The sequence below is a fragment of the Kitasatospora sp. NPDC093558 genome (assembly GCF_040683475.1).
In the GTDB taxonomy this organism is placed as follows: Bacteria; Actinomycetota; Actinomycetes; order Streptomycetales; family Streptomycetaceae; genus Kitasatospora.
Map to the genome: position 1 here is coordinate 1 of NZ_JBFBDY010000731.1, position 2811 is coordinate 2811.

Sequence of the window (2811 nt, forward strand, 5' to 3'; positions counted from 1 at the left end):
CGTCAACGCCAACGGCACCGGCTCCACCCTCGCCGACCGCGCCGAGGCCCTGGCGCTGCACCGGGTGTTCGGCGCGCACACCGCCCGCCTGCCGGTCAGCTCCAGCAAATCCGTCCACGGCCACGCCCTGGAGGCCTCCGCCCTGCTCGAACTCGCCGTCACCATCGGCGCGTTGCAGACCGGAAGGCTCCCGGTCAACGCCGGCTGGCTCGGCCCCGACCCGGACGTCGGCCTCGACCTCGTCCTGGACGGACCGCGCACCGCCGCGCCGCACTACGCCCTCAGCCTCAACTCCGCCTTCGGCGGCGCCAATACGGCCATCCTCGTGGCCCGCGCATGAGTGGGCAGAGCCAACGGGCCGGTGTGCAAGGCCCGTTGCACGACGAGCCCGCCGAGCGACCGCCCACCCCGACACCACCACCCACACCAGGACCACCCCACCCATGTCCCCTCCCCCGTTGCGCATCCTCGCCGAGGCCCAGTGGCCCGACCCGCACCGCGCGGACGATCCGCTGCCGCCCCTGCCGGGCTTCGCCGCCTCCACCTTCAACCCACTCGTCGCCGACACCGCCGAACGCTGCCTGCGCGCCCACCACGGCGCCGCACCCGCGCCCGGGCGTACGGCCCTGCTGCTCGCCAGCGCGAGCGGCGACCGCGCCACCGCGCAGGCCATCGACGAAGGCGCCGTGCCCGGCCGCCGGACGGCCCCGCTGCTGTTCTTCCAGTCCAACCCCAACGCCGTCCTCGGGCACATCGCCGCCCGCTGGGGCCTGACCGGCCCCGTCGTCGCGATCAGCCCGGCCGAGCCCGCCGGGCGCGGCACCGTCCCCGCGGACGCGCTGGACCTCGCCGCGTTGCTCCTCGCGGACGGCGACGCCGACCGGGTCCTCGTCATCGCGGCCGAACAGGACGAGGGTGGCGACCGGGCCGTGGCCGTCCTCGTCGAGAACTGAACCGACCTGCCGCCGGCCGCCGTCGCCCGTCACGCCGCTGCCGCCCCCGACGCTCCGACCCGCGCCGTCGCCGCACACACCGGCCGCGCGCCGGCCCGCCACACCACCCCGCACACCTTTCGCCGCCGAGCGGCCCGCCCGGGCCGATAGCGGCACCAAGGGAGGGATCCGCCCCCGTGACCACCCCCCGTACCACCAACCGAAGTACCACCAACCGAACGACACCCGCCACAACACCCGGCACGACCGGCCGCATCCGCGGTCTCCTCGCGGACGACCCGGACGTCGGCGCCGGCACCGTACTGACCAGCCGCCTCGCGCTCGGCCTCGGCCTGGACGACCCGCTGCTCACCTTCGACACCCCCGTCGACGAGCACCCCGCCTGGCACGCCCTCACCCTGCGCGAGCTCGACCGCGCCGTCCGCGCCCGCGCCGCCGCCCTGTACGGCCTCGGCGTCAAACGGCGCGACCCCGTCGTCGTCTACGCGAGCGACGCCGCCGACCACGTGCTCGCCTTCCTCGCGCTGGCCCGGCTCGGCGCGATCCCCGCCCTGCTCAACCCGCACCTGGACGGCGAACGCGCCGCCCGCTACATCGCCCGCCTCGGCGCCGCGGGCGTCCTCGCCGACCCGGCCCACCTGGCGGCGCTGGCCGGTCACGACCCCGGCGCCCGGCTGCTCCCCGAGATCGCCACCCTCGGCGCCGGGGACCCGGACGCCGCACCCGAGCCCTACCGCCACTGGTCCGACGACCCGGTCGCGATCACCCACTCCTCGGGCACCACCGGGATGCCGAAGGCCGTCGTCCACTCGCACGCGAGCCTGTACGCGGCGATCCGCCACCGGCTGCGGCTGCCGCGCCCGCAGGGGCAGGAGCGGATGCTCAGCGCGCTGCCCGCGCCGCACGCCGCGACGCTGATCGCCGTCAACCTCGCGCTCAGCTCGCACACCCAACTCGCCCTGCTGTCCGGCCAGTCGGGCGCAGGTGTGCTGGACGCGATCGAGCGCTGGCAGCCCACCGGCGTCGTCGGCTTCGCCGCCACCTGGGCCGACCTCGCCCGCCATGACCTCTCCGCCCGCGACCTCGCCTCCGTCGCCCTCTGGTGGAACACCGGCGACTGCGCCCACGAGACGCACATCCGGCGCCTGATCGCCACCGGCAGCCGCGAGACCGTCACCCGCGCCGGCCGCACCCGCGAACCCGGCTCGCTGTTCGTCGACGGCCTCGGCTCCACCGAGATGGGCCACTCGCACTTCTTCATCACCCACGGGCCCGGCACCGACCGTTACGGGCGCTGCGTCGGGCGCCCGCACGCCTTCGTCGACTGCGCCGTCGTCGGCCCGGACGGCGAGCCGCTCGGCCCCGGTGAGATCGGTGAACTCGCCACCGCCTCACCGACCTTGGCGCTCGGCTACTGGAACGACTCGGCCACCACGTTCCGCACCCGGCTGCGCGGCCGGTTCCTCACCGGCGACCTCGTGTACCGCGACAAGGACGGCTACTACTACCACGTCGACCGGGCCGTCGACTCGGTCGAACTCGGCGACGGCCAGCGGCTGTTCACCGCAATGTCGGAGGAGCGCGTCCTGGCCGCCTGCCCGGAGGTCGTGGACTGCACGGTCGTCGCCGCGCACGACGGCGAGCGCGTCGTCACCGACGTGCTGCTCCTCCTCGCCGACGGCGCCGACCCGGCCGCCGACCGGACGAAGGACGTCGTCGCCGCCCTGGACGAGGCCGCCGCGGCGACCGTCCGCCGGGTGCTCGTCGTCTCCGGCGACGACATCCCGCTCGGCCCGACCGGCAAGGTCCGCAAGGTCCTCCTGCGGGAGCGCCACCATGAGGTGGCCCACGCATGAAC

2 protein-coding genes and 1 pseudogene are annotated in these 2811 nt (G+C 75.6%); all 3 read left to right on the forward strand.

Features of this window, described 5'->3' with window-relative positions; genetic code table 11:
• Positions 1-340 (forward strand): annotated as a pseudogene (locus AB0O00_RS34410) (beta-ketoacyl-[acyl-carrier-protein] synthase family protein); the annotation flags it as partial.
• Between the two features lie 103 nt (positions 341-443).
• Positions 444-953: a beta-ketoacyl synthase N-terminal-like domain-containing protein gene (locus AB0O00_RS34415; RefSeq protein ID WP_363658564.1), complete on the forward strand. Its 510-nt coding sequence runs from the start codon at positions 444-446 to the stop codon at positions 951-953.
• Between the two features lie 176 nt (positions 954-1129).
• The gene (locus AB0O00_RS34420) at positions 1130-2809 is read left to right on the forward strand and encodes a class I adenylate-forming enzyme family protein (RefSeq protein WP_363658566.1); all 1680 of its coding nucleotides are present in this window, start codon (positions 1130-1132) and stop codon (positions 2807-2809) included.
• Positions 2810-2811: the final 2 nt, after the last annotated feature.

What these genes read in the sequence shown, in the direction of transcription:
- AB0O00_RS34415 (WP_363658564.1), top strand. Translation starts at nt 444, where the DNA reads ATGTCCCCTCCCCCGTTGCGCATCCTCGCCGAGGCCCAGTGGCCCGAC.